Source organism: Ruegeria sp. HKCCD7303 (genome assembly GCF_013111185.1).
GTDB lineage: Bacteria > Pseudomonadota > Alphaproteobacteria > Rhodobacterales > Rhodobacteraceae > Ruegeria.
In genome coordinates this window covers 58,188-80,514 of sequence record NZ_WVRE01000009.1, presented here as the reverse complement: position 1 = coordinate 80,514, position 22,327 = coordinate 58,188, and the positions used below count along the sequence as shown (strand labels likewise).

The window sequence follows — 22,327 nt, the reverse complement described above, 5'->3', positions numbered from 1 at the left end:
GGTTCTCCAACTGAGTTCTGAAAACGGTTTCTAAAGGAATCGGGGTTAAGCCTTGATTGAAATTGATCGAGGGAGAAGCCCCGATGTTCTATGACCTGAACGTCTTTAAGACCGCGTACGCAATGGCAACCCATGCCGGGCAACGGCAGGCGGTCATTGCGCGCAACATGGCCAATGCGGATACACCCGGCTACCAGCCGCGCGATATAGAATCTTTCAAGACAGCTTTCGAAATCTCACAACGTGAAACGACTATGAGCGCCACGCGTCAGGGTCATCTGCACAGAGGTTCTGATGCGAAAAGCTGGGCCGAGTTCGATGCCGTCCCTTCTGGCGATCCTAACGGCAACGGCGTTTCCCTTGAAGAAGAGATGCTGAAATCGGTCGATGTTAAGCGCCAGCATGACCGGGCTTTGGCTATTTACAAGTCATCCATGAATATCCTGCGTACCAGCCTGGGTCGTGGCTAAGAGGAAAGAAGATGAGCGATTTTTCCCACTCTCTGACCGCATCCGCCAGCGCCCTGCGTGCGCAGGCCGCCCGCTTGCGGCATGTGTCCGAGAATATTTCGAACGCCGATACGCCGGGCTACCGGCGCAAAACGGTGCCATTTGAAACTGTACAAAAAGACGGTCGCGACATGGTGCAGGCCGGCCGTGTCACGCTTGATCGGCGTGACCTAAGCAGAATCTACGACCCTGGCCATCCGATGGCTGATGAAAGCGGCCACTATCAGGGATCGAATGTCGATCTGATGATCGAAATCGCCGACGCGCGCGAAGCGCAGCGCAGCTACGAAGCCAATCTCAAGATGTTTGATCAGACGCGGCAGATGTCGTCGTCGTTGATGGAATTGCTCAGAAAATAAAGGACAGCCAGAATGGACATCCGATCCCTGACCGCCGCACAGAACTATACCGGCGCACGCCCCGCGACACAGGCCGATCCCGAACACACCGGGACGACGCAGGGGCTTCAGGCCAGTTTTCAGGACTTTGCGGCCACGTTGAAACACAGCGAGCAGATGTCTCAGGCCGCGATGGTCGGACAAGCCGATCCGCACGCATTGGTGCAGGCGCTGGCGCAAACCGAACTGGCTGTCGAGACAGCCGTGATCGTGCGCAACAAGGTGGTCGAGGCTTATCAGGAAATCCTGCGGATGCCGGTCTGACACGATGCTGAGCGAAGGTCTTTTCTATGACATTGTGCGCCAGGCCCTTTGGGTTGCGGTGATCACATCGGTCCCGATTCTGGCTGTCGCCTTGGTCTCGGGCTTGATTGTCGGCTTGTTTCAGGCGCTGACGTCGATTCAGGAAATGACACTGACTTTCGTTCCCAAGCTGATCGCCATCGTTGTCGTATTCTGGATTTCGATGGGGTTCATGACCCAGACTCTGGTGACGTTCTTCACCGGAACGCTCGTCCCTTTGATTGCAGGAGGTCGCTGATGGACACCGCTTATGTTACCTTGTCCCGCCAATCCGGTTTGATGAACGAAATGCGATTGGTGGCAAATAATATCGCCAATGCGAACACGACTGGCTATCGCCAGCAAGGTCTTGTGTTTTCCGAGTTCATTCAGGGCATGCCAAAAAGCCCGTCGCTTTCCATGAGCCGGGCCGAAGCCCGCAACACGTCGTTGCAACAGGGGGTGTTGACGGAAACCGGTGGGCAGTTTGACTTCGCGATCGAAGGCGCTGGTTTTTTTATGGTTGAAACGCCGGACGGGAATCGGTTGACGCGGGCTGGCAGTTTCTCGACCAACGCAGAGGGGGATCTGGTGGCCCTGGATGGCGCGCGCGTGTTGGACGCAAATGGCGCGCCGGTTTTCATCCCGCCCGATGTCGTCACGATAGACGTTGGCAGCGACGGAACCCTGAGTGTCGATGGGCAATTATTGGGGCAGCTGGGGGTGTTCAACATCGCCGACCCTAAAGATCTAGTCCGCGAAGGAAACACACGCTTCCGTACGGATGAGGCCATAGATCCGGTTGACGAACCGATTGTTTTGCAACGCTTTCTCGAAGGCTCAAACGTCAAAGCCATTGAGCAGGTGACGCGCTTGGTTGAAATCCAGCGCGCTTACGAACTGGGGCAAAGTTTTCTGGAAAGCGAAGACGAGCGGGTGCGCGGGGCGCTTAACGCCCTGATGCGCTGGTCTGAATAAGGAGAGTGTTAAATGCGAGCCCTAAAAATTGCCGCCACCGGCATGTCCGCGCAACAGATGCGTGTCGAGACGATTTCGAACAACCTGGCGAATATGAATACCACTGGCTACAACGCCCGACGGGCCGAGTTTGCGGATTTGCACTATCAACAGATGGCCCGGGCCGGGGCAGTGAACGCGTCGGATGGAACGGTCCTGCCCACTGGTATCCAGCTGGGTCTGGGTGTGCGGCCTGCCGCCGTGACGGTGCAATTGGAGCAGGGTGCGCTGTCGGCGACCGGCAGTGATCTGGACGTGGCGATTGAAGGGCGCGGCTACTTGGAGGTGACGCTTCCCAGCGGTCAGACCGCCTATACTCGCGATGGTAGTCTGAAACGTTCGGCTGAAGGGCTAATCGTGACCTCTGATGGATTTGCGGTTTCGCCCGAAATCACCGTCCCTGACGATGCGCGCTCTATTTCGATCAACGCGGGCGGCGAGGTTTACGCCTATTTTGACGACGCTCCCGAAGGTCAGCTGTTGGGAGAATTTGCGCTTGCCAGTTTCTCGAATGCCAAGGGGCTTGAGGCAATCGGAAGCAATTTGTTCAAGGAAACCGAAGCCTCAGGTGCGCCCGTTTTGGGCACGCCTGGTGAAGACGGGCTGGGAACAATAAGGCAGGGCTATCTGGAGGACAGCTCGGTCGACGCGGTGCGCGAGGTGACAGAACTGATCGAGGCGCAGCGTGGTTATGAAATGAATGCCAAAGTCATTTCGGCAGTCGATCAGATGATGAGCGCAACAACACAGGTGCGCTAATGCAACGTCTTATAGCGGCCCTGACGATCTTGATACCCTGTGTTGCGCAGTCTGACATCGTGGTTTCAACCCGAACGATCCGGGCAAAAGAGATCATTGTCGCAGCAGATCTTGAGATGAAGCCGACGGAGGTCGCTGGTGCAGCAAAGGATCCCGAGGCCTTGATCGGGCAGGAAGCCAGGGTGGCTCTTTACCCCGGCAGACCCATTCGTGACACGGATGTTGGTCCGCCCGCCGTTGTTGACCGCAACGATCGGGTGATTTTGGTGTTTAATAGCCAACCCTTGTCTATCACCACCGAGGGTCGAGCCCTCGGGCGCGGCGCAATCGGCGAGCGCATTCGGGTGATGAATCTTTCGTCTCGAACAACGGTAACAGGCCGAATCCGCCCAGATGGCCAAATTGAGGTGCAGTGATGTCAAGACTTCCAAAAACTCTTCTTTTGACCGTGTTTGCTTTGTCTGCGTGCGGGCGTCTGGACCATTTGGGAAAACCGCCAAGTTTCACCCCTAACGAGGACTCGCCTGAACAGGTAGCCATGCTGTGGCCGGGCCTGCCGTTACACACGCAACCCCAGCGAAATGTGGATCGTTCATCGCTCTGGAGTGGCGGTCAGCAATCTCTGTTGGGCGATCAGCGGGCGATCAAAAAGGGAGATATTCTAACCGTCGTCATCGAACTGGATGAAGAGGCCGAGATATCCAATGACACGCGACGCTCCAGATCCGGGTCGGAAGAGCTTGGGGTGGGAAGCTTCTTTGGCTTGCCGCAGCGTGTGCAAAAAAACCTGCCGGAAGGCGCGTCATTGGACGAAGCCGTCGCGATCGAATCGGATTCTTCAAGCTCTGGTCGCGGATCGGTTCGGCGGAACGAAAAGCTGACCTTGCGCGTGGCCGCAACGGTGCTGGATGTGCTGCCAAACGGGGTTTTGGCCATCTCGGGATCACAGGAGCTGCGCGTCAATTTTGAACTACGCGAGCTTTTGGTGGCTGGCTATGTCCGCCCTCAGGACATCTCACGCCAGAATGAAATCACCTATGACAAGATCGCGTCGGCGCGTGTGTCCTATGGTGGCCGTGGGCAGATTACGGATGTCCAACAACCTCGGTACGGCCAGCAAATTCTTGATTCTCTTCTTCCGTTCTGAGGTGCAGGTGTGATCGCAAAACTGATTCCAGTTCTTTTCCTGGTTGTTGGACTGGGGGCGGGTGTTGGCGCCGGGCTATACTTGGCTCCGGCGCAAAAGCCCGAGGATGCCACACCCGACAAGGATGCAGCGCTTAAGGGAAATGACAAAGGCAAAGAGCAGGGCAAGCCCAAGACGTCGAAAAAGAAAGATGGCGGCGGATCAGAGTTTCTGAAGATGATCAAGCAGTTTGTTGTTCCGGTCGTGAAAGATGATTCGATAGACGCCATGGTGACTTTGACTCTGAGCCTCGAGGCTGATCCCTCGATCACAGACAGGTTCTATGCAATTGAACCAAAACTGCGGGATCGTTTCCTTCAGGTTTTGTTTGATCATGCAAATTCAGGTGGGTTCGACGGCGTTTTCACAGAGTCCGGTAATTTGGACATCCTGCGAAAATCCTTGTTGGAAGTCGCGCGCAAAGATCTGGGCGATAACGTCACAGAAGTGCTGATCATGAGCGTAAACCGGCAAGACGTCTAAAAAAAATGCTTGGTTTTTATTCGACCAGCTTTCGGGCGGCTTTGAGGCTGTGTTTCTGATGAAATTTCTCCCCCAGAGCTTCGACGGCTTGTTTACGCCCAAACGCAAAGCGAAGCGCCTCCACCGCCGCAAGTTTTTGTGCTCGAATCTGGGCAACTTGCATATTGAGCTGGCGCCGTGTGGCGGACTCCCACCCGTTCCACAGAATGTCGGTTCCGGAAACTTGGTATCCTTCGGTTTTGTCGCTTTCCGTTCGCACTTGACTCAGCTGCAAATCCAGTTTTGCAAGCTGTTGCCGAACCCTCGCCTCAGCGTCCAGGATCGGCCGCAATTCCTGAAACTTTTTTTGAAATGTGGCCTCTGTCACTTTTTCCAAAGCCGGGATTTGGGTGTGTTTCATCGGATCTGCTCCTTGGCGCGTTTTCGCATTGCTTCGGCAAACCGGATCGCAGCCGCCACGGGCCGATAATACTCTTCGGCGATTTCCTGCCCTATCTCGACAGTTGCGTGAAGCGCGCGGGCTGTGGGTGGATCCGAGTGGATCGGAACCCCGGCTTCGCTTGCGGCGGTTCGAATGGCTGCTGCTACTTCGTCGACTCCTTTGGCGACGCAAACGGGTGCGCTGCCGATAGTTCGGGACCATTTCAACGCAACTGCAAAATGGGTGGGGTTAACGATCACGACATCTGCGCCGGGCACATCTGAAATCATCTGGTTGGTGGCAATTTCTTGCGCGCGCTGACGGCGGTGCTGTTTGACATGAGGGTCACCTTCGGCGTCTTTGGTTTCGTCTTGGATTTCCTTGCGCGACATACGGTTTTTGCGCATATGCTCGGCGTATTGCCACATAAAATCGACGACCCCGATGACCAGGGCAATGGCGATCACGATAAACAAAAAACGAAACAATAGGTTCATCATCAACAGGATGGATGACTTGGCCGGTGCCGCGCTGGCCGACAGTATTTCGGTCAGGTTTGCTTTGAGAAACAGCGCAAGACACGTGCTGTAGATCACCAGCTTGATCGCACTTTTGGCGAATTCAAAAAGCCCGCCGCGGCCAAACTTGTTCTTGGCATTCGACACAAGCGAGATGCGTGAGAGCTTTGGTTTCAGTTTGCTTGGGGCAAATATCAAGGCGCGCTGGGCGATCAGGTTCAACAACACGGCCGCTGCCGGCAGGCAAAACAGCAAGGCCACAGGCATCAAAGCCCCTTTTAAAATCCCCGCAGTCGGAGCGTTTGAAGGCCCATCTGTCAAAAGCCGCGCAATCTGGTCGGATTGTTCGATCAAAACCATGAACACGGTGCCCATTTGTTCGACAGTGTATTTCCCAGCCGTCATGAGCGCGATCAGTAACCCGGTGTACGCGGCCACGACGGACAAATCATTGGATTTGGGAACTTCACCCTTTTCGCGCGCTTTTTGCAGCTTTTGCGGTGTCGGTTCGTAAGATTTGTCACTGTCGTCGCCGCCCCCACTCATGGCTGCGGTCCGACCGGGTTCACAAAAAACGCCATCAGCGCGTCAGACCACACCGAAAGGATTAGCGGTGTACCGGCAAACAGCAGGAACAGCCCGGCAAAAGTGATTGCGGGTGCACCTACGAAAGCGACCATCAGCTGTGGCATGGCCCGGTTGATGACGCCCAGCGCCAGATTGTAGATCAATGAGGCGATGACAAAAGGCGTGGCCAGAGCAAAGGCCAACCCAAAACTATGTGTAATCTGCTGAACACCCCAGCGCGAGATATCGGCAGCCCCAGGAAGCAAGCCGGCTGGAAACAACGTGTAACTGTGGATCAAGAACTGCGCAGCCCGCACATGCAGCCCCATAATGACGGCGAGTGTCAAACCAGCCAGCGTCAAGAGATATCCCATGGCGGGAACCGGATCGACAGATGCACCGCCAAGAAGCTGGGACAGGGAGGTGGACTGAGCCGCGATGGATCCCGCCGTTTGTAAGGCTAGGACGAACAGACGCAATCCAATCCCAAGGGCGAACCCAATCAGGACCTCGGTTCCGACCAGGCGCACCACTGTCAAAAGACTGGTTTCGAAGGAGATAGCTGAAATAGCAGGCAGAATGATCAAGGTAAACGCGATGGAAATGCCAAGTTTGACCCGTGTGGGAATACTGCGCTCACCAAAGGCAGGCAGCAGCGAAACAAGCGCTGAAACGCGCAAGAACACGACAAAGGCTTGCCACAGAGTGTCGGATAGCTGCGACATCAATTCTGGCGGCAGAGCAATCACGTCGGGACGGTTCCGACCAAGGCGGGTTTGGCTTCCAGACCGATTTCTTCGAAGGACAGAACGGGGTTGGTGATGCCACGTGCGTGCATGATTGTGCGCAACAATCGCCGCCGCCGGGTCGAAGTCACAACAGCAGGGAACAGGCCGCTATCGGCGGATTTGGCGACGCTGCTGACCACGCCGTCAGCCAGTTTGTTGAACAAGTTTGGCGGCAGTGCGACATCCAGCCCGGCATTGGGCGCGTCGATCTGGTAGGTGGCAAACGTGTCCTCCCATTCAGGGTCCAACTGGATCAGTGGGATCGAGCCATCCTCGCGCTTCATGTCGGCAACCAATTGGAAGCCAAGGCGTTGACGCACCAGCTCACAGATGCCTTCAGGTTGGGTTGTGGTCAGTCGCGCTTCGGCCACGCTTTCCAGGATTAGGGCCATGTTTCGGATCGACACGCGTTCATCGAGCAACAGGCGCAGAACCGCGTGCAGGGTGTCGATGGGCACCTTGTCCGGGATCAGTTCGTCCAACAGTTTTCGGTTGGCTTCGGCGCGCACCGGGTCACTGAGCCGGGTCATTTCGGACAGCAGGCGACGCAGGGACTTCAACGTCAGCAGGCGCGAGAAATTCTGTTTGATGATCTCAAGAAGATGGGTGGCCAAAATCTCGGGAGGCGAGACGATGGTAGCGCCGCTCAGCGCCGCGTCTTCCTGATCTTTCGGAAGAATCCAGCGGGCAGGTGCGCCATAGACGGGCTCGGTCACATCGTTGCCTTCTGGAAGCAGATCAAACCCGTCCTGTACAAGGGCCAAAACAAGATCCGGATTGAGAACGCCGCGCGCCTGTTCGACACCGTGAACCTTGATCACATAGGTCCCGGTTGGCAGATCGGCGCGGTCCGTCAGACGTATTTCAGGCAGGATCAACCCAAAGGTTGACGCCACATAGGTGCGCATATTGGCGATCCGGGCATCTAGGCCAGTACCTAGGTTCAGCACCATGCTGACCAGATCGGGGGCGAACTCAAGGTGCACATCGTCCAAATCAAGGATATCTCCGATGGCCTGAGTAATTGGTGTATCCGTTTCGGTCGCGGGCAGCTGCGCCGCGGTTTCTTCCTCTTGCCGTTTGCGATGGACGGAATAGGCCGCGTATCCCAAGACACCTGCCCCAAGAATGAAGGGCAGAAACGGTAGTCCGGGCACCAACGCAAACAGGACCATCAGAACCGCCACTGTGGACAGGGCCGCCGGGTGGCGGCCCAACTGCGAGAAGATGGCGTTGTCCGTAGCCCCTTGCGTGCCGCCGCGTGCCAGCAACAAAGCGGAAGCGATAGAGATGATCACGGCCGGAATTTGCGACACCAACCCGTCGCCAACGGTCAGGATCGCATAAGTCTCGAACGCCGATGCCACGGGCATTCCGTGCACGATTACGCCCATGATCAGACCCATCACAAGGTTCAGCAAAGTGATCAGCAGACCGGCAATGGCGTCACCCTTGACGAATTTCGACGCACCGTCGAGCGAGCCGAAAAACGTTGTTTCCTGCTGTTCGCGTTCGCGTCTTTCCTTGGCCTGCTGGTGGTCAATGGCCCCGGCGGACATGTCACTGTCGATGGCAAGCTGTTTGCCCGGCATCCCGTCCAGGGCAAAACGCGCGCCGACCTCGGCCATCCGGGCCGCACCTTTGGTGATGACCATGAAGTTTACAATCAACAGGACGCCAAACACCACAAGGCCCAGAAAAATACTGCCGCCCATGACGAAATTGGCAAACCCTTCGATCACATCACCCGCCGCGTTTGGGCCGGTATGTCCTTGCCCGATGATCAGTTTTGTCGAGGACACATTCAGCGACAACCGCAGCATAAGGGATGCCAGAAGGATCGTTGGGAAGGACGAAAAATCCAGAGGTCTTTCGATGAACAGGGTCAGTGTGAAAATCAGGATGGCCAAGGCAAACGATGCGGCAAGCCCCACATCCAGCACCCAGGCTGGCATCGGAAGGATCATCATTACGATGACCGTCATCAGAGCCAGTGCCAGAAGAACTGTGGGTGAAAACAGGGATCGGGCGTCGATTTTGGGCACACGAAACTCCTAGTTGAACGCGATAAATGCGGTGGCGGCGCCCGCGGTCGGGACCAAAGAGCCCAATGCCCCACCGTGCTTCACGCTTGACCGCAGGGGGATCAAAGGTGTTCCTGTCCCGGTGAACGGATCGCGTGACATGGCTGCAAGCCGAGGCGAGGTCTCGCCGCTAAGCTGGGCCAACACGGCCTGAAACCGCCTTGTGTACGCTTTGGCCAGCGATTCCGTACGGGAATGATAGGCCCCGGCGGCAGCGGGCCACGTGCCAAGCTCGGTATACAGGTCTTTCAGGAAGCGGGCGGCGTAGCTGGCGTTCTCATCGGGGTCGAACATCGCGTCGATCGAGCGGAAGGCCTTGCCGTGCCAGCGATAGTTGATCTGGAAACAGCCGACATCAAAGCTGCGCGCACCTGCTTTGAAGATCTTGAAAACATGGGCTTTGGCTTCATCTTCGGTCGCGAACCAGTATCCCTGACCTTCGGCGTTGATGGTCCATGGCCAGGGTGCAAAATGCCCCGCAAGTGTACGGCCGGTTTCAACGCGTGAGATGGCGCGCAATACATCCACAGGTACCCCTTCAGACAAAGCCGCACGTTGCGCGGCTTGATCGCACAGATCCCGTGTATGGGCATTGGGCGCGGCAAACACTGCCTGAGCCAGCGCGCCAAGCAGGAACATGATGAAAAACGAAAGCTTTCGAATTGGCATTCTGCCGGTCCGGGATTCTGAACTGTCCCGGCCAAGCTAGCCAATAATCGGTTTACAGAGGGTTATCGCCGCTTCAGTTTCGATCGATCCTGCGCCCAAAGACAACGCTGGTATTGGTGCGCAGGACGCCGGGAATCTTGGCCAGGTCGTCGACCAGAATGTCCAGATCTTCCAACCGGGGTGCTTCAGCCGAAAGCATAAGGTCGAATTCACCGTTGATTGACAGACACAATTTGACTTCGGGGTAGGCTTCGAGCCGTTTGATGATGCGGGTCGTTTCTTTTTGCTGCACCTCCAGCATGACGATCACCTGAACCTTGGGTGTATCTTCCGTCGCCCCAAGGCGCACGGAATACCCCGTGATGATGCCGCGCTGTTCCATCCGGTTGATCCGCTCATGTACCGTCGTGCGCGCGACGCCCAGTGTGGCTGCGATCTGTGTTGTCGATGCACGCGCATTGGCTTGCAGTGCGGCGATGATGCGACGGTCTAGCTGGTCCATTGGGGCTCCGGTATTCGACGAGTCCGGGTTTAGTGCAGATCGAAGCTCTTGCTCAAGGCTCACGCGGGAAGTGCGGGTGCAGATCGTCAATGATAATTGGATGTACATGCGGGCCTGACCCGGCCAGGTGCGGGTGATCGGGCGGTAAATCCGGATGATCGTGAAGGATCGGTTCCTTATCAAGCCGCGGCCAAAGGCTGATTGCACCTACAACGCCCACCACGGACAATGTCGCCATGCTGCTGAGGGTAACGGTCGGCCCGTACACGGTCATCAGCCATCCTGCCAGTGGGTAAAGAACCAACCAGCAGCCATGCGACAGGGTGAACTGTGCGGCGAACACGGCAGGGCGGTCTTCGGGCTGCGCCGACCGGGTTAATAAGCGGCCCGAAGGTGTGAGCGTTGTGGAATATCCGAAACCTGTAAAGGCCCACAACAGGGTCAGCAGACCCAGTGACAAGGGAACAGTTGCTGCAAGAACCGCAGCGACGGCCATCGATCCTGTAGCAAAAACGGCCCCCGAGAGCATGACGCGACGGTCTTCGATCCGATCCAGAAGGCGAGGCAAAGTAAAGGCTGCCAGCATCGATCCGCCTCCGAACCCGGCCAAGGCTATGGCCACGGCGCTTTCCGACAGGCCCAGATTGGCGCGCACGACGACCACAGTGTTGACGATAACCATCGAACTCAACGCGGCTGCGCTCCAACTGAGCGAAAGCAACCCACGCAACCGGGGTGTCTTCAGATAAATGCGAATACCGCGTGTCGTGCGGTCATAAATGCCGCGGGGTTTGGTTGGCCTTGGAGAAGGCAGCCCGACTGAAATCACAAGTAAAGCAGAAGCCAAAAAACCCAATGCAGTGCCCCAGAACAGGCTGTTGAAGCTGACAAGCAGCAGCAGGGCTGCGGCAAACATGGGGCTGAGCAAGCTTTCCATGTCATAAGCTAGGCGCGACAGAGACAACGCGCGTGTGTATTCAGCCTCATCAGGTAACACGTCAGGAATCGTTGCCTGAAAGGCAGGCGTGAATCCCGCCGAGGCTGATTGTAGTACGAAAATCAATACATAGACCTGCCAGACTTCAGTTACAAAAGGCAGGCATACCGCAACAGCAGCGCGGATAAGGTCCAGAAAAACCAGCATTTTGCGACGATCCAGGCGTTCGGCAAATGCGGCCGCCAATGGGGCGACGGTGACATAGGCCACCATCTTGATCGTCAACGCGGTGCCCAGCACAAGGCCAGCGGCGTCCCCTGCCAGTTCAAAAGCAAGCAAACCCAACGCAACCGTGGCCAACCCGGTTCCGGTCAGGGCGACGATCTGGGCGAGGAACAGGTGGCGGTAGGTGCGGTTTCTAAGAATGCTCAGCATGGTTCAAAGGTATTTCGTAATCGTTTTGAAGTCTTCGATCCCGCTGCCACCGTCTTCAGAAGACAGGCAATGGTCGATATGATCATGGATCAAAGCGCGCTTGGCATTGGTGACGGCCCTTTCAACAGCGAAAAGCTGTTGTGCGACGTCTGAACAGGGGGCGTGTTCTTCCAGCATGGCAATGACCTTGGCCAAATGACCGTGGGCGCGTTTCAGCCGGGCCGTGATTTGTGGGTGCGACTCATGTTTGTGATTTGGCATGATTTATCCTTATCCCCCCCTTGAGGATAAAATCAATTGCTTGGTGATGAAATGACCGCGATTTTTGGACGGCGTTGAGTTTATGGACCAAACCGCCTATCTCGGAGGCGAAAGCGCTCAGAGGAATAGTTGCGTGGCGAACCATTTGTACAAAAACGATCTGCCGGACGGGCTGGATTTGGGGCCCATTGTGGCCATTGACTGCGAAACCATGGGGTTAAACCCGCATCGCGACCGCTTGTGCGTGATCCAGATGTCGGGTGGTGACGGCAACAGCCATATTGTTCAGGTTGAACGGGGCCAGACCGCAGCGCCGAACCTGTGCGCCATGCTGGAAAACCCCGACGTGCTTAAGCTGTTCCACTTTGGGCGTTTCGACATTGCCGCGATGTATCACACCTTTGGCGCGTTGGCTGCACCGGTTTACTGCACCAAGATCGCCAGCCGGTTGGTGCGCACTTATACGGACCGGCACGGGCTGAAAAACCTGTGCCAGGAACTGATCGGTGTCGATATCTCGAAACAACAGCAAATGAGCGATTGGGGCGCTGAAACCCTGACGGACGCTCAGTTGGACTATGCGGCATCGGACGTTCTGTACCTGCACCGCCTGCGGGACGAATTGAACAAACGGCTGGCCCGCGAGGACCGGACCGAGATGGCGCAGGCGTGTTTTGATTTCTTGCCAATGCGTGCGAAGCTGGACCTCGCCGGTTGGCCCGAAACGGATATCTTTGCGCACTCATGACCGATACCGAAGCCTTTCTAAGAACTGCCCGACAGGTTGTCACTGATGAAGCCCGCGCCCTTGACGTGCTGGCCGAAAGCCTTGATGAACACTTTGCCGAGGCTGTGCAACTGATCCTGCAAGCAACGGGTCGCATCATTGTCAGCGGGATCGGCAAATCAGGCCATATCGGTCACAAGATTGCTGCGACTCTGGCCAGCACGGGTACGCCGGCCTATTTTGTTCATCCGGCCGAGGCCAGCCATGGCGATCTGGGGATGGTATCCAAGGGCGATGTTGTCCTGGCGATCTCAAACTCGGGCGAGGCTCCGGAACTGGCCAACATGTTGGCATTTACCCGACGCTTTGGCATTCCGCTGATCGGCTTGTCCAGTAAGCCCCAGAGCACGCTTATGAAGCAGGCGGATGTACATCTGCTGATCCCGTCAATGGGTGAGGCATGTGGCTTTGGCATGGTGCCTTCGATCTCGACGACATTGACTTTGGCAATGGGCGATGCGCTGGCGATTGCTTTGATGAAGTACCGGGATTTCAAGCCCGAGAATTTCCGCGACTTCCACCCTGGCGGTAAACTCGGCGCGCAGCTCAGTAAGGTGCGCGACCTGATGCATTCGGATATGCCTGTTGTCGCATCGGGCACTCCGATGAGCGAGGCTTTGCTGGTCATGAGCCAAAAAAGCTTTGGTGTCGTTGGTGTTACCGATGACGCAGGCCGTCTGCTGGGCATTGTCACCGATGGCGATTTGCGTCGTAACATGGACGGGCTGTTGGACAAGAGCACGCAAGATGTCATGACCCGTGATCCGATGACCATTGCTCCCAACGCACTGGCCGAAGAAGCGGTCGCGATCATGAATGATCGCAAGATCACTTCGCTGTTTGTGGTCGACCCCGAGGCGGATGGACAAGCACAGGGCTTGTTGCATATCCACGATTGTTTGCGCGTCGGTCTGGGCTGAGGGGGGGGCGAAGTGGACAGATATTCCCGCATGGTGCAGTTCCTGAAGGTCCTGTTGCCGCTTGCGGCCATCGTCTTGCTGTCCACTGTCTTTCTGCTGTCCCGCAGCATCGAAACAAATGTGTCAGTGCCTTTCGCGCAAAATGACATTGATGAACGGCTGGCGCAGCAAGTCGTGACCCAGCCAAATTACCAGGGTACAACCCGCAAAGGCGAAGATGTGCAAATTGAAGCCACGCAGGCCACCCAAGGCAGCGAAGGGTCAACTCCGGCAGCGTCTGAATTCCGCGGCCGGTTTGGTTTACTGAATGGCGGAACGATCACATTGGATTCCAACTCTGGGTTAATTCGTCCGGATGAGGGCACGGCCACCTTTGTCGGCGACGTGGTGATCACCACAGCGGATGGTCTTCAGGTCACAACAGATCTGCTCAACACGTCGCTGGACGAAATTCGCGGCGACACACCGGGGCAGGTGAACGGAACCGGGCCGATCGGCAACTTTTCCGCCGGGCGCATGACCTTTGGAACTGAAAAAAAGGATGGTCCCGTCCATATTGTTTTTACAGATGGCGTGAAGCTGATATACGAGCCTGAAAAGGCAGAAAGATAACCTGTGTTCGATTTTCGTTTTGTTCCTCTGTGTCTCGCTGTAATTGTGGGTGCCGGGTCCGCGACTGCGCAAGAAGCGCAGGTGGCCTTTGGTTCTGCGAATGCCGACCCAAGTCTGCCGGTCGAGGTGACGTCTGAAACGCTGAATGTGAACCAGGAAGACGGCTCTGCCGAGTTCCTTGGAGATGTCATCGTTGTACAGGGTGAAATGCGGCTGACAGCTGAACGGGTTTTGGTGATCTACAATCAGGAACGCTCGGCCATCGAACGGATGGAGGCAAGCGAAAACGTGGTTCTGGTCAGCCCACCTGACGCTGCTGAAGGCGATTGGGCAGAATACACAATCGACTCGGGCGTGATCGTGATGAAGGGGAACGTCCTTCTGACACAGGGCCCCAGTGTTATCAGCGGCGATCAGATGAACGCCAATCTGACGACGGGTACCGCAACGATGACAGGGCGTGTCAAAACGATCTTGCAGCAGGGCAACAACTGATGGCGCGCCCCGAGCTTTCTGTGGCCGAGGGCAGTTCAGGCCTACGTATCGAGAAGCTGCGAAAGTCTTATCGGAAAAAGACGGTTATCCGAGAGGTTTCCATGACACTGGACCGGTCCGAGGTCGTGGCGCTGCTGGGACCAAACGGATCGGGTAAAACCACAACTTTCTATTCCGTGGCGGGTCTTGTGTTTCCCGAGGCGGGTAAAGTGACAATCGACGGCCAGAATGTCACGACCTTGCCGATGTATCGGCGCGCTCGAATGGGGATCGGCTATCTGCCACAGGAAATGTCGATTTTCCGCGGGATGAGCGTCGAGGACAACATCGCCGCCGTTCTGGACATCACTGTCGCACACGCCCATCGGCGCAAAGAGCGGCTGGAAGAACTGCTGTCTGATTTCTCTATCGAGCATTTGCGCCGGGCCCCGGCCTTGGCGCTTTCGGGTGGTGAGCGCCGCCGTGTCGAGATCGCGCGCTGTTTGGCAGCAGATCCGAAATATCTGCTCTTGGACGAACCCTTTGCAGGCGTCGACCCGATCAGTGTCGGGGATATTCGGCATCTGGTGGCTGACCTGAAAAAACGGGGAATCGGTGTTCTGATCACAGATCACAACGTCCGGGAAACGCTGGAAATTGTGGATCGCGCCTATATCCTGCATGATGGCCAGGTGCTGATGTCTGGCACACCTGATGAAGTTGTCGAAAACGAGAATGTGCGTCGGGTCTATTTGGGCGAAAACTTCCGTATTTCATAGGGTTGTGCTGAATGGCATCCGGTTCACGACGGAAATCGCGTATATACACGCCTGTTTTGATTGACTCTTCCTTCGTCTCTTGCCTCAATTGGTCTATGGCATTTACTCGGTTCCAGTCTGGATCTCGATGTCCCTTCTTCGAAGGGCAGGTTTTAAGGCAACCGCAGAAAATGTCGCGACCCCCCACCCGATAAAAACAAGTTCGTCGCGGACTGCGACGTCAGAATGGGTGTGAATTGTGAAGGAGATCACATGCGTTACCAAATCAGCGGAAAACAGATCGACATCGGCGCGGCCCTGCAGACACACGTGCAGACCGAGCTGGGCGAGGTTGTGGGCAAATATGCTCAGCGGCCAACAGATGCCAACGTCGTCTTTTCCCGTTCAGCGCATGAATATGTATGCGAAACAACTGTGCATCTGTCGACGGGCCTTACCGCCCAGGCCAAGGCGCACGCAACTGAGATTTATGCAGCATTCGAGGCATGCTGTGACAAGATGGAAACCCAACTGCGCCGCTATAAGCGCCGACTGAAGGATCACCACAAGGACCGTTCAGAGCCGGTTGAACTCTTTGGTGCGTCCTCTTATATCCTCGCCTCTGACGAATCGGACACGGCAAACGAACCCGAATCGCTGCAGCCCATGATTGTGGCTGAGATGGAGACGAAAATTCCGTCTCTGAGCGTTGGGGAAGCCGTGATGCAAATGGAACTTGCTGGCGCTCCGGTGCTGGTGTTCAGGAATGAGAACAAGGATGGATTGAACGTTGTCTACCGTCGCGATGACGGTAACATCGGCTGGATCGATCCGTAACAGGCAAGAAAACGGGACCGCACCCGCCAAGGCGGGTGCCGTTCCATGGAGCGTGATCATGGAGCTTTCGAGCATTCTCAAGCCCGAGGCAGTACGTGTACTCTCGGCCGCTTCCAGCAAGAAGCGGTTGTTTCAGGAAATCGGCGACGTCGCCGCCGCGACCCGGAGCCTTGATGCTCAGGCCGTCGTTGATTGCCTGCTTGAGCGCGAAAGCCTTGGCCCCACTGGCGTTGGGCATGGTGTGGCTTTGCCGCATGCGCGCCTGGCCGGGCTTGAAGCGGTTTCGGGCGTGTTTGTCATGCTGGAAAAACCCATCGATTTCGGGTCGGTTGATCGACAGCCTGTAGACATCGCTTTTGCGCTGTTTGCGCCGGAAGAGGCGGGCGTGGATCATCTCAAGGCGCTGGCATTGGTGTCGCGCACGTTGCGAGATACTTCGGTCTGCACCAAGCTGCGAGCGAACCCAGATCCGGTTAAGCTCTATGCGATATTGACCGAAGCTCAATCTATGCAAGCTGCTTAAAAGACTAAAAAAGCCCCCGTTTTCCGGGGGCTTTTTTAGGCAGATCTGGATCAGCCGCCGGATCCCATTTCCAGCGTCCACCAGATTTTTCCACCGCTTTCCTGATGCCAGGCGAACCCCATCTGGGTTGCCTTAGGGTCCATGATGACAGCGCGCGGTCCCGGTTCTTGCATCCAGGCTGCCAGTGTCTCGGTCTCGGTCTCGTAGGTTTCGGAAATGGCCTCGCCCAGAAATGTGCCGAAATACCCGACCCGCGCGGCCCGATCGATCGGCGAAGAACCATCTGACCCAAAGTGCCAGGGCCGGTTTTGTCGGGCCATATCCTTGGAATGCGTTGCTGCCGCCGCGTTAAGCTGAGAGTTCAACTGCACTGCCTGCAGACCCTGAGCCTGCCGCAGAGCGTTGACCGAATCCAACATACGGAACTGCAGCTTTTCCGGGTTGCCGCGAATCTTGTAAACCGTCGGCAAGGGGCGGCCATCTGCGCCAATGGCCGTGGTGCGGGTGTCAGTACATGCCGCAAGTGCGACAAAGCAAATCAACAGTAAAGAAACGATACGCGTCATGATCGACCTGATAATTGTGTTGTCACCCGGCATAGCGTGCCTGACTGCGCTGAGCAAACGTACATTCGTCATTACTCGCGTGATTCTGCCGGTTTGGTTTGCGACTGAAGCATTCTCGCAATAGAATAGGCCAGATTTCAGAACTCTCCAGAACACAGGACCCATTGTCATGGACAAAAAGCGTTTTCTGTCGCCCACACGCCGGGGGTTTCTGACCGGTGCTACCGCGTCGTTGGCGTCTCCGGCGCTGGCCCAGTACATTCCAGGTGATCCGCTGCGCCCCGCGCCTGAACCCGAGCCGCCCGTGCGTCGCAACGTGTCCGGTTTCCGGGCTTTGGACTGGCAGCCGTATTTCTCGAACACCAGAAACGGCGCTATTCTGGTCGATACCGTGTCTCGCGCGCTGCATTATTGGTCAGATGATCAATCCGTATACAAACTCTATCCATCTTCGGTGCCTTTGACCGAAGAGATGACCCGTCGCGGGCGCACCAGCGTGATCCGCAAAGTTGAAGGCCCCAGTTGGTCGCCGACACCGTCGATGAAGAGAAGAAATCCGGAATGGCCCGACTATATCCCGCCGGGGCCAGATAACCCTCTGGGAACGCACGCTTTATATCTGGGCTGGAAATATTATCGCATTCACGGCACCCACGATACGCGCAAAATTGGGCGACGTTCGTCGAATGGCTGTATTGGCCTCTTCAACGATGATATTGCTGAACTGTTTTCTATGGCGAAGGTCGGCACGCAAGTGTTGCTAATTTGACGACATTTTCCTTCGCGAAGCCGCTTAGCGCTCAAGTTGCAATTGCAATCCAGCGCCAATGCTGATTAGAAAAAAACACGAGGTAAGTCTTAGGTGCGCGGTTCCGGGCATTGGAACCGTGCAAATTCTGGAGGTTAATATGAAAAAACTCGTTCTCGCCGCAGCTCTGACCGCCGCAGCTTCGACCGCATACGCTGGCAACCTGGAAGAGCCGGTTGTTGAAGCACCTGTTGTTGTTGAAGAAACTCAAGGTTCGTCGCAGGGCATCATCCTGCCGCTGATCCTGCTGGTTGTTGTTGCTGCTGCTGTTGCTGCAAGCTAAGCCAACACGGAATTCTTGAAAAAGGCGGTGGAGCAATCCACCGCCTTTTTTATTTCCGACTGTTTGTCTCGGCCCTCGGGGATTCATTGTTGAACGAATCGCCCGTCCACCGTGGCGATCGCCCGAGCGAAATTATTCCAGCCAACCGCGCAGGTTATCTTCGACCACCTTCCCAAGGGCCGCTATGTGCGCATCGTCGTCGTTCAGGCATGGAATATAGGTGAAGGTCTCGCCTCCCGCCTCTTCAAAGCTTTCCTTGATCTCTTCGTTGATCTCTTCCAGCGTTTCGATGCAATCGGCTGAGAACGCGGGCGCGATGACGGCAATGTTTTTCTTACCCTGCTTTGCCAGATCCGCCACGTGATCCACGGTGTAAGGCTTCAGCCATTCCTCGGGACCGAATCGAGATTGGAAGGTCGAAACCAGTTGATCATCCGACCAGCCCAACCGCTCTTTCAGCAGACGTGATGTCTTGGCGCACTGGCAGTGATAGGGATCGCCTTGCTGAAGATAGCGATCTGGCATTCCGTGGTACGAACAGACCAGAATGTCGGGTTTTGTCTCCATTGCCGCATAGGCGCGCTCGACAGATTGCGCCAGCGCGTCGATGTAACTGGCCTGGTCGAAATAGGCGGGCACAGTGCGAGATGCTGGTTGCCAGGCCTCTTCCATCAACGCACGGAAGAACTGGTCATTGGCTGTGGCCGTCGTTGCGCCTGCGTATTGCGGGTAGAGCGGGAAGAACAGAATGCGGTCACACCCTGCCGCCACCATTTCACGTACCTTGGACTTGGTTGAAGGGTTGCCATATCGCATACAAAAATCGACCATCACCTGATCGCCATAGCGGTCATGCATCGCCGCCTTAAGCTTGGCGGTCTGATCCTTGGTGATCGTCATCAAAGGGCTTTCGCCTTTGTCGTGATTCCAGATCGATTTATAAGCTTCGCCTGAGCTAAAAGGCCGTTTGCTTAGGATTATGGCCTGCAGAATCGGCTGCCATTTCCATTTCGGATAGTCGATGACGCGCTGGTCCGACAGAAACTCGTTCAGATAACGGCGCATCGGCCAATATGTATAGTCATCCGGTGTACCCAGATTTGCCAGCAGAATGCCGACGCGGCCCATCCTGATCTTGGGATGATCCGTAGGAGCGTGTGCAGGGCGGATAGCGTCGAACATATGGGACTTCCTGAATTTCTTATGGTCCGGCCTGAGATAAGGGGATTTATCCGCACGTCAATCAGGCAGTTTGCCCTCGGTGGTGCGCAAGGCGTCAGCCAGACGGGCTTGGGCCGATCCTGGGCGCAGGGGTTTGGGTTGGCTATCGTGCGGCGACCAACCGGTCAGACAGATCAATTCGAAAGTGGCGGTCAAGCGGCCTGAGTCGGTCGAAAAGTGATCCGCATAGATACGTTGTGCGGCCTCGAACACGGTCCGTCTGGTCGGGCGTTTTAGCCGTGCAGACAAAGCGTTGGTTTCGCCCATATGGCGCAGATCGCGCATCAGATGCCAAATGTCGCGGTATTCCGCCGTCAGAGGTATCGAATCCGCCACGGGCAAGGCCAGACCTGCCCGTTGTAGCAGCCCGCCCAGATCTCTCAGCTCGGCCATTGGTGCGACACGGGGGCTCAGCCCGCCTGTACTTTCGACTTCGGCTTGCCCCAAAGCCGCGCGCAGTTCGTGAAGTGTTTCGCCGCCCAAACATAAGACCAGCAAAAGCCCGTCAGGTTGCAGCGACCTGTGGCATTGAATCAGCTGCCCAACCGGATCATTGGCGCAATGCAGGGCCATCGCGTGGATGACCAGATCATGGGCGCCGGGCTGCAGTGCCAGAACGTCGTCATCCTGGACCAAGGTAGCTCCCGAAAAAATGCCGTCCCAAAGCTGTGGAAACGGGCTCACGATCGCAGGCGCTGTAAAGGCTTTGTTAACTATAGAGAGCCGATCCTGCGCCTCGTCAATCGCGGCGCGATGCAGGAAGAAGGCGTCATCCTGTGCACGTCCGCGGTGGCGCAGGATGGTTTTGCGATCAAACAGAGAGGGTGCGTTGGACTCGGGCAACTTCATAGCTCGAAAGTATCGCATCGCGCGGCGGATTCAAACCGCACTTGCACTGATTTACCCGCCTCGTTGTATGGGATGCGGCGCGCTTACCGCGTCAGATTTTGGCCTGTGCGGGGCGTGTTGGCGCGAAACGCCCTTTATTGGCGGCACCGTATGCGACAGCTGCGGAGTGCCGCTGATGGGCACACAGGATGGGTATCGGATCGAGTGTGACGACTGCCTAAAAGCCCCGCCGCCCTGGAAGGCTGGCAGATCAGCGTTGCTTTATGATGGAAAGGCGCGTGCGCTGATCCTGGCTTTGAAACATGGCGACCGGCCCGAGCTAGCCCGCCCGGCAGCGCGTTGGATGGCGCAGGCAGCGCATGAGCTGTTGCGACCGGATATGGTGATTGCCCCTGTGCCGCTGCATTGGTCCCGTCTACTCAAACGGCGTTACAATCAATCGGCCCTGTTGGCGCAGCACCTGGGTCAGGACAGTGGGCTGGACTGTGTGCCGGACCTGCTGGTGCGAAAAAGACGGACACCGGTTCTGGATGGCAAAACGGCGCAAGAACGGGCCGAGATCCTGAAAGATGCGATTCGCATCCACCCGCGCAGGGTACAGCTTCTGAACGACCGGGACGTGTTGCTAGTGGATGACGTGATGACATCTGGCGCAACACTGGCGGCCTGCGCCCGTGTATGCCAGGATGCAAGAGCAAATCATATTTTCGTGTTGGCTCTGGCGCGCGTTGCCAAGGATGCCTAATTCGCCCAAGATTGCGCGAAACCCAAAGGGAACGGAAAATGAAGCCGGTAGAAATTTATACCTCGCCGCTATGCGGTTTTTGTCATGCGGCCAAACGTCTGCTGAAACAGAAAGGCGTTGAATTCAAAGAAGTCGACGTGCTGATGCATCCCAAACGCAAACCCGAGATGATCAAACGGGCCGGTGGCAAGCGCACGGTGCCGCAGATCTTCATCGGAACACAGCATGTAGGCGGCTGTGACGATCTGTATGAACTGGAACGTCAGGGCAAGCTCGACCGGCTGCTGGCGGCCTGATGAAGACCGCGCTGCTGCAGATCACCTCGTCGGACGATCCGGCCGAAAATCTGAACATGGTGCGCGCCATGATGGCCGAGGCGGCTGGGCAAGGCGCGCAGTTTATTTTGACGCCTGAGGTTACGAACTGTGTTTCGACCAGCACAACGCGGCAGCGCGAGGTTCTGCAGCATGAAGAAGACGACATTACCCTGGCGGGTTTGCGCGAAGAGGCCGCCAGACTGGGTGTGTGGCTTTTGATCGGTTCGCTGGGGATTAAAACCCATGACACGGATGGACGCTTTGCCAACCGGTGCTTCATGATCGACCCGCAGGGTCAGGTCGTGGCGCGCTATGACAAAATCCACATGTTTGACGTGCAGGTTTCCGAATCCGAGACCTTCCGCGAATCGAAGAACTACCGCCCGGGCGAGAAAGCCGTGATTGCCGAGACCGATTTTGGCAAGGTGGGGCTGACCATTTGTTACGATATCCGCTTCCCCCATTTGCACGCTGCTCTGGCGCAGGCGGGGGCACGCATCCTGACGGTTCCAGCGGCGTTTTCGCCTGTCACAGGGGCCGCGCATTGGGAATCGCTGTTGCGCGCCCGCGCGATCGAGACCGGGTGTTGGGTGCTGGCTCCGGCACAGACCGGAGAACATCCTAAGACGCGCGGAAAAACCCGCTACACGCACGGCCACAGCATGGTTGTCGCCCCGTGGGGGGAGGTGCTGATCGACGCAGGTACCGATCCGGGCATTCACATTTTCGATTTGGATGATAGTTCTGTGACAGAGGCGCGCCGACGTGTGCCCTCTTTGACGCATGTGCGGCCTTTCGACAGGCCCTGATC

At 56.6% G+C, this 22,327-nt stretch carries 33 protein-coding genes; 22 read left to right on the top strand and 11 right to left on the bottom strand.

The features are described 5' to 3' along the window. The first annotated feature begins 83 nt into the window (after positions 1-83). Genes GS630_RS19170 through GS630_RS19130 form a run of 9 tightly spaced genes read left to right on the top strand, consistent with a single transcriptional unit; the run spans position 84 to position 4,634 of the window. Positions 84-470, top strand: coding sequence for a FlgB family protein (locus GS630_RS19170; RefSeq protein WP_171621146.1), 387 nt, complete (start codon positions 84-86; stop codon positions 468-470). Positions 471-481: 11 nt separating this feature from the next. Beyond that, positions 482-868, top strand: coding sequence for a flagellar basal body rod protein FlgC (flgC, locus tag GS630_RS19165; protein WP_171621145.1), 387 nt, complete (start codon positions 482-484; stop codon positions 866-868). A 12-nt stretch (positions 869-880) separates the two neighbouring features. Then, complete coding sequence (gene fliE, locus GS630_RS19160; RefSeq protein WP_171621144.1) at positions 881-1,171, top strand: flagellar hook-basal body complex protein FliE; 291 nt, start codon at positions 881-883, stop codon at positions 1,169-1,171. A gap of 4 nt (positions 1,172-1,175) precedes the next feature. Beyond that, the gene (locus tag GS630_RS19155) at positions 1,176-1,448 is read left to right on the top strand and encodes a flagellar biosynthetic protein FliQ (protein WP_171621143.1); all 273 of its coding nucleotides are present in this window, start codon (positions 1,176-1,178) and stop codon (positions 1,446-1,448) included. Continuing rightward, a complete protein-coding gene (locus GS630_RS19150; protein ID WP_171621142.1) occupies positions 1,448-2,167 on the top strand; it encodes a flagellar hook-basal body complex protein in 720 nt (239 codons plus the stop codon). Before GS630_RS19155 ends, GS630_RS19150 begins: the two co-directional genes overlap by 1 nt. A gap of 12 nt (positions 2,168-2,179) precedes the next feature. Next, complete coding sequence (gene flgG, locus GS630_RS19145; RefSeq protein WP_171621141.1) at positions 2,180-2,965, top strand: flagellar basal-body rod protein FlgG; 786 nt, start codon at positions 2,180-2,182, stop codon at positions 2,963-2,965. Beyond that, a complete protein-coding gene (gene flgA / locus GS630_RS19140; protein WP_171621140.1) occupies positions 2,965-3,381 on the top strand; it encodes a flagellar basal body P-ring formation chaperone FlgA in 417 nt (138 codons plus the stop codon). Before flgG ends, flgA begins: the two co-directional genes overlap by 1 nt. After that, positions 3,381-4,112 (top strand): flagellar basal body L-ring protein FlgH, encoded by a 732-nt coding sequence (gene flgH, locus GS630_RS19135; protein ID WP_171621139.1) that lies wholly within the window; start codon positions 3,381-3,383, stop codon positions 4,110-4,112. The genes flgA and flgH overlap by 1 nt, the downstream gene beginning before the upstream one ends. A 9-nt stretch (positions 4,113-4,121) precedes the next feature. Continuing rightward, positions 4,122-4,634: a flagellar basal body-associated protein FliL gene (locus tag GS630_RS19130; RefSeq protein WP_371809144.1), complete on the top strand. Its 513-nt coding sequence runs from the start codon at positions 4,122-4,124 to the stop codon at positions 4,632-4,634. A 16-nt stretch (positions 4,635-4,650) separates the two neighbouring features. Here the strand turns inward: GS630_RS19130 and GS630_RS19125 are convergent, their stop codons facing one another. The 8 genes from GS630_RS19125 to GS630_RS19090 form a co-directional block, all read right to left on the bottom strand. After that, positions 4,651-5,001 (bottom strand): hypothetical protein, encoded by a 351-nt coding sequence (locus tag GS630_RS19125; RefSeq protein WP_371809146.1) that lies wholly within the window; start codon positions 4,999-5,001, stop codon positions 4,651-4,653. A gap of 29 nt (positions 5,002-5,030) precedes the next feature. Then, positions 5,031-6,119 (bottom strand): flagellar biosynthesis protein FlhB, encoded by a 1,089-nt coding sequence (locus tag GS630_RS19120; RefSeq protein ID WP_171621138.1) that lies wholly within the window; start codon positions 6,117-6,119, stop codon positions 5,031-5,033. Next, positions 6,116-6,889: a flagellar biosynthetic protein FliR gene (locus GS630_RS19115; RefSeq protein WP_371809145.1), complete on the bottom strand. Its 774-nt coding sequence runs from the start codon at positions 6,887-6,889 to the stop codon at positions 6,116-6,118. The genes GS630_RS19120 and GS630_RS19115 overlap by 4 nt, the downstream gene beginning before the upstream one ends. Beyond that, a complete protein-coding gene (flhA, locus tag GS630_RS19110) occupies positions 6,886-8,973 on the bottom strand; it encodes a flagellar biosynthesis protein FlhA (RefSeq protein ID WP_171621136.1) in 2,088 nt (695 codons plus the stop codon). Before flhA ends, GS630_RS19115 begins: the two co-directional genes overlap by 4 nt. 9 nt (positions 8,974-8,982) lie before the next feature. After that, the gene (locus tag GS630_RS19105; protein WP_171621135.1) at positions 8,983-9,681 is read right to left on the bottom strand and encodes a lytic transglycosylase domain-containing protein; all 699 of its coding nucleotides are present in this window, start codon (positions 9,679-9,681) and stop codon (positions 8,983-8,985) included. 73 nt (positions 9,682-9,754) lie between these two features. Continuing rightward, positions 9,755-10,183 carry an Lrp/AsnC family transcriptional regulator gene (locus GS630_RS19100; protein WP_171181099.1) on the bottom strand — a complete coding sequence of 143 codons (429 nt, stop codon included), beginning with the start codon at positions 10,181-10,183 and terminating at the stop codon, positions 9,755-9,757. A gap of 52 nt (positions 10,184-10,235) precedes the next feature. After that, entirely contained in the window at positions 10,236-11,555 is a 1,320-nt protein-coding gene (locus GS630_RS19095; protein WP_171621134.1) for an MFS transporter, read from the bottom strand. 3 nt (positions 11,556-11,558) lie between these two features. Then, the gene (locus GS630_RS19090; RefSeq protein ID WP_171181110.1) at positions 11,559-11,816 is read right to left on the bottom strand and encodes a metal-sensing transcriptional repressor; all 258 of its coding nucleotides are present in this window, start codon (positions 11,814-11,816) and stop codon (positions 11,559-11,561) included. A gap of 133 nt (positions 11,817-11,949) precedes the next feature. Here GS630_RS19090 and GS630_RS19085 point away from each other — a divergent pair, with 133 nt between their 5' ends. The 7 genes from GS630_RS19085 (at position 11,950) to GS630_RS19055 (ending at position 16,727) form a co-directional block, all read left to right on the top strand. After that, entirely contained in the window at positions 11,950-12,564 is a 615-nt protein-coding gene (locus tag GS630_RS19085) for a ribonuclease D (RefSeq protein WP_171181112.1), read from the top strand. After that, positions 12,561-13,523, top strand: a complete 963-nt coding sequence (locus tag GS630_RS19080) for an SIS domain-containing protein (protein WP_171181114.1) — start codon at positions 12,561-12,563, stop codon at positions 13,521-13,523. Before GS630_RS19085 ends, GS630_RS19080 begins: the two co-directional genes overlap by 4 nt. Positions 13,524-13,535: 12 nt before the next feature. Next, positions 13,536-14,135 carry an LPS export ABC transporter periplasmic protein LptC gene (gene lptC / locus GS630_RS19075; RefSeq protein ID WP_171181116.1) on the top strand — a complete coding sequence of 200 codons (600 nt, stop codon included), beginning with the start codon at positions 13,536-13,538 and terminating at the stop codon, positions 14,133-14,135. A gap of 3 nt (positions 14,136-14,138) precedes the next feature. Beyond that, a complete protein-coding gene (locus GS630_RS19070; RefSeq protein ID WP_171181118.1) occupies positions 14,139-14,630 on the top strand; it encodes an LptA/OstA family protein in 492 nt (163 codons plus the stop codon). Continuing rightward, on the top strand, positions 14,630-15,388 hold the full coding sequence (gene lptB, locus GS630_RS19065; protein WP_171181120.1) for an LPS export ABC transporter ATP-binding protein: 759 nt from the start codon (positions 14,630-14,632) through the stop codon (positions 15,386-15,388). The genes GS630_RS19070 and lptB overlap by 1 nt, the downstream gene beginning before the upstream one ends. Positions 15,389-15,640: 252 nt before the next feature. Continuing rightward, positions 15,641-16,204 carry a ribosome hibernation-promoting factor, HPF/YfiA family gene (hpf, locus tag GS630_RS19060; protein WP_171181122.1) on the top strand — a complete coding sequence of 188 codons (564 nt, stop codon included), beginning with the start codon at positions 15,641-15,643 and terminating at the stop codon, positions 16,202-16,204. Between the two features lie 58 nt (positions 16,205-16,262). Next, complete coding sequence (locus GS630_RS19055; protein ID WP_171181242.1) at positions 16,263-16,727, top strand: PTS sugar transporter subunit IIA; 465 nt, start codon at positions 16,263-16,265, stop codon at positions 16,725-16,727. Positions 16,728-16,777: 50 nt separating this feature from the next. Here GS630_RS19055 and GS630_RS19050 read toward each other — a convergent pair whose 3' ends face one another. Beyond that, complete coding sequence (locus GS630_RS19050) at positions 16,778-17,293, bottom strand: CAP domain-containing protein (RefSeq protein ID WP_171181124.1); 516 nt, start codon at positions 17,291-17,293, stop codon at positions 16,778-16,780. Between GS630_RS19050 and GS630_RS22535 the strand changes: the two genes are divergently transcribed. The 3 genes from GS630_RS22535 (at position 17,292) to GS630_RS19040 (ending at position 18,384) form a co-directional block, all read left to right on the top strand. Next, on the top strand, positions 17,292-17,417 hold the full coding sequence (locus GS630_RS22535; RefSeq protein ID WP_256368706.1) for a hypothetical protein: 126 nt from the start codon (positions 17,292-17,294) through the stop codon (positions 17,415-17,417). The two genes, GS630_RS19050 and GS630_RS22535, sit on opposite strands and share 2 nt — an antisense overlap. A gap of 45 nt (positions 17,418-17,462) precedes the next feature. After that, complete coding sequence (locus tag GS630_RS19045) at positions 17,463-18,062, top strand: L,D-transpeptidase (RefSeq protein ID WP_171181126.1); 600 nt, start codon at positions 17,463-17,465, stop codon at positions 18,060-18,062. Between the two features lie 139 nt (positions 18,063-18,201). Continuing rightward, positions 18,202-18,384 (top strand): hypothetical protein, encoded by a 183-nt coding sequence (locus tag GS630_RS19040; RefSeq protein WP_010442520.1) that lies wholly within the window; start codon positions 18,202-18,204, stop codon positions 18,382-18,384. 132 nt (positions 18,385-18,516) lie between these two features. Here the strand turns inward: GS630_RS19040 and hemH are convergent, their stop codons facing one another. Both hemH and GS630_RS19030 read right to left on the bottom strand, forming a co-directional pair. Next, a complete protein-coding gene (gene hemH / locus GS630_RS19035; protein ID WP_171181128.1) occupies positions 18,517-19,566 on the bottom strand; it encodes a ferrochelatase in 1,050 nt (349 codons plus the stop codon). A gap of 57 nt (positions 19,567-19,623) precedes the next feature. Then, a complete protein-coding gene (locus GS630_RS19030) occupies positions 19,624-20,454 on the bottom strand; it encodes an SAM-dependent methyltransferase (RefSeq protein ID WP_171181130.1) in 831 nt (276 codons plus the stop codon). On the opposite strand from GS630_RS19030, the gene GS630_RS19025 reads away from it, so the two are divergent. The 3 genes from GS630_RS19025 to GS630_RS19015 are packed head-to-tail and all read left to right on the top strand — an operon-like array spanning position 20,435 to position 22,325. Further along, positions 20,435-21,199 carry a ComF family protein gene (locus GS630_RS19025; protein WP_253286414.1) on the top strand — a complete coding sequence of 255 codons (765 nt, stop codon included), beginning with the start codon at positions 20,435-20,437 and terminating at the stop codon, positions 21,197-21,199. The two genes, GS630_RS19030 and GS630_RS19025, sit on opposite strands and share 20 nt — an antisense overlap. Positions 21,200-21,237: 38 nt before the next feature. Then, on the top strand, positions 21,238-21,495 hold the full coding sequence (gene grxC, locus GS630_RS19020) for a glutaredoxin 3 (RefSeq protein WP_171181132.1): 258 nt from the start codon (positions 21,238-21,240) through the stop codon (positions 21,493-21,495). Beyond that, the gene (locus GS630_RS19015) at positions 21,495-22,325 is read left to right on the top strand and encodes a carbon-nitrogen hydrolase family protein (RefSeq protein ID WP_171621132.1); all 831 of its coding nucleotides are present in this window, start codon (positions 21,495-21,497) and stop codon (positions 22,323-22,325) included. The genes grxC and GS630_RS19015 overlap by 1 nt, the downstream gene beginning before the upstream one ends. Positions 22,326-22,327: the final 2 nt, after the last annotated feature.